Source organism: Streptomyces sp., from assembly GCF_031178505.1.
GTDB classification, from domain to species: Bacteria; Actinomycetota; Actinomycetes; order Streptomycetales; family Streptomycetaceae; genus Streptomyces; species Streptomyces gulbargensis.
In genome coordinates, this window is sequence record NZ_JAPSIW010000449.1 from 1 (window position 1) to 5827 (window position 5827).

6 protein-coding genes are annotated in these 5827 nt (G+C 75.6%); 4 read left to right on the top strand and 2 right to left on the bottom strand.

Annotated features, from left to right (window positions below; translation table 11 throughout):
• Positions 1-255: 255 nt before the first annotated feature.
• The 3 genes from RIF68_RS24840 (at position 256) to RIF68_RS24850 (ending at position 3289) form a co-directional block, all read left to right on the top strand.
• Positions 256-666: a DUF4190 domain-containing protein gene (locus RIF68_RS24840; RefSeq protein ID WP_309053522.1), complete on the top strand. Its 411-nt coding sequence runs from the start codon at positions 256-258 to the stop codon at positions 664-666.
• A gap of 246 nt (positions 667-912) precedes the next feature.
• Positions 913-1596, top strand: coding sequence for a DUF305 domain-containing protein (locus RIF68_RS24845; RefSeq protein ID WP_309053523.1), 684 nt, complete (start codon positions 913-915; stop codon positions 1594-1596).
• Between the two features lie 250 nt (positions 1597-1846).
• A complete protein-coding gene (locus RIF68_RS24850; protein WP_309053524.1) occupies positions 1847-3289 on the top strand; it encodes a DEAD/DEAH box helicase in 1443 nt (480 codons plus the stop codon).
• A 24-nt stretch (positions 3290-3313) separates the two neighbouring features.
• Here the strand turns inward: RIF68_RS24850 and RIF68_RS24855 are convergent, their stop codons facing one another.
• Positions 3314-3826 (bottom strand): PadR family transcriptional regulator, encoded by a 513-nt coding sequence (locus RIF68_RS24855; RefSeq protein ID WP_309053525.1) that lies wholly within the window; start codon positions 3824-3826, stop codon positions 3314-3316.
• Between the two features lie 81 nt (positions 3827-3907).
• Here RIF68_RS24855 and RIF68_RS24860 point away from each other — a divergent pair, with 81 nt between their 5' ends.
• Positions 3908-4579 (top strand): isochorismatase family cysteine hydrolase, encoded by a 672-nt coding sequence (locus tag RIF68_RS24860; protein ID WP_309053526.1) that lies wholly within the window; start codon positions 3908-3910, stop codon positions 4577-4579.
• A 424-nt stretch (positions 4580-5003) separates the two neighbouring features.
• Here the strand turns inward: RIF68_RS24860 and RIF68_RS24865 are convergent, their stop codons facing one another.
• Positions 5004-5318 carry a hypothetical protein gene (locus RIF68_RS24865; protein ID WP_309053527.1) on the bottom strand — a complete coding sequence of 105 codons (315 nt, stop codon included), beginning with the start codon at positions 5316-5318 and terminating at the stop codon, positions 5004-5006.
• Positions 5319-5827 lie beyond the last annotated feature (509 nt).

Genomic DNA, 5827 nt, shown 5'->3' on the forward strand with positions numbered 1-5827 from the left:
TCGACGAGGACCTCCGCGCCAGCGAACGGATCAGGGCCGGACGCTGGAGGAAACGATCCGCCTTCCACCGCGCGCAGGAGGCGGCGGTCGTACCCATCCGCCGCTTCCTGTGACCGCGCGGGGCACGTGGGTCCGTGCCCCGCACGTCGCGCACCGGTGAGGAGAACCCGCGGACCGGCGAGGCGTTCGTCGACCGGTTCGGGGCAAGAGGGGTCCTACGGCGAATCGTTGGCACCGACCCCGGAAACGAGTGTGATGACGTTGTCCTTCTCCTCGCCCACCCAGCCCCACGACCACGCCCGGCACCCCGCAGACGCGAGGCGCGCCAACGGCATGGCCATCGCCGCGCTGGTCCTCGGCATCGTGGCGCTCGTCCTCTTCTGGACCGTGTTCGGCGGCATCGTGCTGGGCCTGGCCGCCGTCGTCCTCGGCATCATCGGCGCACGCAGGGCGAGAGGCGGCCGGGCGCCGCACCGCACGATGTCGGTCGTCGGCGCGGTACTGGGCGCGCTGGCCCTGATCGTCTCCGTCGTGATCCTCGCCATCGGCGCGTCCGTCCTCGGCTCCGACGAGTACGAGAACTTCGACGAGTGCGTCCGGAACGCCACGTCGCAGGGCGAACGCCAGGCGTGCGAGCGGGACTTCGAGCGGGACGTGAACGACTGACCCCTCGCGCCGGTCCCGGGGAGCGGGCAGCACGTTCTTCCCCGCACGGCGCCCGCCCTCCGGCCGCACGGGCGGCCGGGGACGGACCGAACCCGGGCCCCGGCGGCCGTCCCCCACCCGGGGGCCGCCGGACGGGGGAGGAACCGGGGTGATCGAGTGGCATCCGTTCGGCCGAGTTTTCGGCGTGCGGCGCGCGGCCACACGTCACTGTCGGATCCATCCCGTCCGTCATCCCCTGGAGGACCCTTGACCAAGCACCCCACACGGCGCCGCGCCGCCGTCGCGGCCGTCGCCACCGTGCTCTCCCTCGCCCTCGCCCCGGCCGCGTCCGCCGCCGACGGCCCGGTCCCGCAGGGGACGGTGAACTCGGCTTCGCAGGGCCTGAAGCCGCTGGCGACGTCCCCCGCCGCGTACGAACTGGGCGAGGAACTCGCCGAACTCTCGGGCAAGGAGCTCGAGATCACCTACCTGGCCGCGATCATCCCGCACCACCGGAGCGCGGTCGAGATGGCGGAGCTGGAGCTGCGGCGCGGTACCGACCCCCGCGTACGCGCCGCCGTCGAAGGCATCCTCACGGGCCAGCGCCTCCAGCTCGTGGAGCTCACCCACCGGCTGCACCAGTGGTACGGCCTCACGCCGAAGCAGGCCCGGGAGAAGGCACCGGAGGAGGCGCGGGAGGAGATCGACGCCCTGGAGAGCGACACCCGCGCCCGCGTCGAGGAGCTGCGCCGCGCGCCCGCCGGGAAGGGGTTCGACGCCGCCTTCGTCCGCCGTGTGATCCCCCACCACTCGGCCGGCATCGTGCAGTCCCTCGAGGCCCAGGCCCGCGCGGTCCACCCCGAGCTGCGCGAGGCCGCCAGGACCGGCATCAGCGCCCAGCAGGCCGAGATCGACGACTTCCGCGCCTGGCTCGCCGGCCACAAGAAGTAGCGCCCACCCGCCACGGCGCGCCTCCCGCCGTGCGGGGGCGCGCCGCGCGGTGCGGCGGGGAGCGGCTCCCCGCCGTCCTCCTCGTACGGCCGTCCCGCCGCCTGCGCGGAGGCGCGGGGCGAGCGGGCGGGGCGCCACCGTCGCGGGCCGGCGCCCGCCCCGGGTCCGGTTTTCGTATGATTCAAGGGCTTCAAGGGTTCGGTTCGTGGCGGAGAGACCGTCGTCCACCGGGTCCGACAGGAAGGCCCCCATGAACCGCTCGGCCCCCACCGGCGACGCCCGTCGTCCGGCCCCGCCCGCCGCCACCCCCGGGGAGGAGCGGCCGGAGCAGGCGGCCGCGCTTCCGGCGGCGGAGACCTTCGAGGAGGCGGGCCTGCCCGCCGCGCTCCTGACGGTGCTCGCCGAGCAGGACGTCACCCGTCCCTTCCCCATCCAGGCCGCCACCCTCCCCGCCGCCCTCGCCGGGCGCGACATCCTGGGCCGTGGCCGCACCGGCTCGGGCAAGACGCTCGCCTTCGGTCTTCCGCTGCTGGCGCGCACGGCGGGCCGCCGCGCCGACGCCAAGCGGCCCCGGGCCCTGGTCCTCGTCCCCACCCGCGAGCTGGCCCAGCAGGTGACCGAGGCGCTCACCCCGTACGCCACGGCGCTCGGGCTCCGCCTGCTCACCGTCGTCGGTGGTCTGCCGATCGGCCGCCAGGCCACCGCCCTGCGGGCCGGCGCGGAGGTCCTCGTCGCCACCCCCGGCCGCCTCGCCGACCTCGTCGGACGGCGCGACTGCCACCTCGACCGGGTGGAGGTCACCGTGCTCGACGAGGCCGACCGCATGGCGGACCTGGGCTTCCTGCCGCAGGTCACCGAACTGCTCGACCTGGTGCCGTCCGGCGGGCAGCGGATGCTGTTCTCCGCCACGCTCGACGAGGACGTCGACTCGCTCGTCCACCGCTACCTGGGCGACCCGGTGGTCCACTCCGTCGACCCGTCGGCCGGCGCCGTCGACACGATGGAGCACCACGTCCTGGAGGTCCGGGCGCCCGACAAGTTCACCGCCGCCACGGAGATCGCCGCCCGCGAGGGCCGGGTGATCATGTTCCTGCACACCAAGCACTCCGTCGACCGCTTCACCCGGCACCTCGCGGGCAGTGGGATCCGGGCCGCCGCCCTGCACGGCGGCAAGTCGCAGCCGCAGCGCACCGACACCCTGGAACGCTTCAGGACCGGAGCCGTCACCGTCCTGGTCGCCACCGACGTGGCCGCGCGCGGCCTCCACGTCGAGGACGTCGACCTCGTCGTCAACGTCGACCCGCCCACCGACCCCAAGGACTACCTGCACCGCGCCGGCCGCACCGCCCGCGCCGGCCGCTCGGGCACGGTCGTCACCCTGGCCCTCCCCGAGCAGCGCAAGGACCTGGCCGGGCTGCTGGCGCAGGCGGGTGTCCGCGCCCGCGTCACCCCGGTCCGCTCCGGAGAGTCCGCGCTCGCCCGCATCACCGGCGCCCGCACCCCTTCCGGCGAACCCGTCCCCGGCGCGGCCTCCGCCACCCAGGAACGCCCCCAGCGCGGCGGCGCCGCCTTCCGCGGCATGGGCACCGTCCCCGGCCGCCCCGGCCGTGCCCGCAACGAGTCCCGCCGCGCCGCCGAGGCCCGCAGGACGGCCGAGGCCCGCAAGGCGGCCAGGGTCCGGCGGAAGGGCTGAACGGGACGGCGGGACCCGGTCCTCTCAGCCCAGGACCTCCCGCAGCCAGGACCGTTCCGCCCGGCTGGTCGCGCGGGCGATGAGGAGCATGCCCCGGCGGTAGGGGTCGGCGGTGTCCTCGGCGCGCAGGGGGCGTTCCCCGTCGTGGAAGAAACTCGTCCCCCGCTCCAGGAACTCCAGGCGCCGCCGCAGCACCGCGTGCTGATCGGCCACGTCGGGGAGGTGGGAGAGGAAGGCCAGGACGGTGAAGAAGCGGCTGCCGTCGCTGATGTCCAGGCCGTCCGCCTCCCTCAGCCGGCGCAGGAGTTCGGCACGTCCCCCAGGGGTCAGGCTCAGGGTGTACCGCTGGGCGGCCGAGGCGCCCGGTTCCGCCCTGCGATCCAGCAGTCCGGCTTTCACCAGCCGGTTGAGCGCCGGATAGAGACTGCCGTCACTGACCGGCCTGGCGTGCCCGGACAGCCGCCCGAGCCGTCGTCGCAACTCGTAGCCGTGGAGCGGCCCGTCCGCCAGGAAACCGAGGATCGCCAGTTCGAGCATGCTGCTATCCTCGCACATCGAATCGAGGTACAGCGAATCGAGGTACGCCGATCGGCGTGCCGACGCGGGGGAGGAGCCGGTATGGCGGGGACGGCGTACACCGAGGAGTGGGTGACCGCGCGGGCCCGAGAGGCCTACGAACGGGGGCGGGCGTCCTTCGAGGTGCGGCCCGACCGCACGGCGCTGCTGGTCGTCGACATGCAGGACGAGTTCGTCCGGCCGGGCTGGAGTCCCTTCTGGGTGCCCGCCGCGACCCGCATGGCGCCGAGGCTCCGCCGGCTGGTGGAGGTGAGCCGGGCCGCCGGCGTCCCGGTCCTCTGGACCCTCTTCGACGACACGCACTTCGGCCTGGACCGCCCGAAGGCCCTGGCCCACCTTCCGCATGCCGACACCGACTGGCGCCGCCCGGGCCCGTCCGAGGTGTGGCCGCCGATGGGCCGCCGCCCCGACGAGGTCCTGATCCGCAAACCCTCGTACGGCGCCTTCCACGACACACCGCTCGACACGGTGCTGCGCAACCTGGGACGGGACACGGTGGTCGTCACGGGGACGCTCACCAACTACTGCTGCGGCACCACGGCCCGCCAGGCCTACGAACGCGGCTACCAGGTGGTGTTCGGCGCGGACGTCACGGCCACCGACGACGAGACCCGGCAGGAGCCGGAACTCGCCGTCCTGCGCAAGGGCTTCGCCCTCGTCCTGACCGCCGACGAGATCGAGGCCCGTCTCGCACCGCCCGCCGCCCGTCCGTGAGGAGTGCGGACGCCCGGCGCACGCCCGGTGGACCCCTGACCGGCGGGCCCTCCGGCGGCCGCCCCGCCCCTGAACGGACGTGGCGGCATCGCGCCGAGCGCGGACCGTCGCGTGGCCTCGCGGCGCCCTCATGGGCGGCGCGCCGCGCACGCGGTGGGGCGGCACGCGTACGGGGACGGGGGCGGTACGGCGTACGTCCCGGACGTACGCGACCCGCTCGGACCGGTGGCCCAGGGAGCCGGACCCCGCACGGGGTGGTTCCGGACCCCGGCCACTCGGCGTCGGCCGCGGGAGCCGCCTCGGGCGACCCGCCCTGGCGCTCCGCCTTGCGCCGCCGAGGCCGGCTCCGGAGCCCGGTCGTACCGCTCCGGAGTCGGCGTCCCGGTCGTACGGCTCCGGAGCCCGCGCCCGCCGAGCCGTACGCTCAGTCCGTGGCGGTGTGGCGCAGGATCTCTCCGGCCAGGCGGGAGTCCAGGGCCGCCGGCAGGGCGTGCCCAAGGCCCTCGATCACCACGAGCCGGGCCCCGGGGATCGCCTCCGCGTGCGGCAGCGGATACGTGGGGTCCTCCGCGCCGTGCAGCACCAGTGCCGGGGCGGTGATCCTGGCCAGGTCGCGTACGGTCCGCTCCTCCGGCGCGGCCCCGGCGCGCAGGTGGTTCATCCCTGCCCGCAGGTCCCGCGCCCGCGCGGGCGCCCGCTCCTCCATCGCCCGGTACTCCCGGTCGTCGAACGGCAGCACCGGGCCGTGACGAGGAAACGTGTCCCACGGTCCCGCCCCCCACCGCGGGGGACCGGCCGGAGCCCGACTCCCCGCGCCCCCAAGGCGGTTGACAGTCGCGTCGATCATCGGTAGAAACGTCGGCAGCGTCGCGGTGCACCCGGCAAAGAGACCGCCGTGGGCATGGAGGCGCGGAACCCAGGGATCCACCTTGGTGACAGCTCACGAACACGACGTCCCGGCCGGCACGCGCCGGAGAGACGTACCGCCCCGGCCCCGGGGCGTCTCCCGCCCGGACGGCGCGCCCCCGCGCGATCCGCGGCCCTTCCCCGCGCCGCCGCCGGTCCGGGCTCCCCTCGAAGCGGCCCCTTCCGGCGCCCGGATCCGTCCCCTCCCGGACGTCCCACCGCGCTGAGCGACGGGCCGCGCCCGCACCTCCACCCTCGTACCGTCCGTTTCCGCGCGTCCGGCGGATGACGCACGGCGGTCCGCCGCGCCGTCCCACCCGCGCGCCCCGTCGGCCCGGCCCC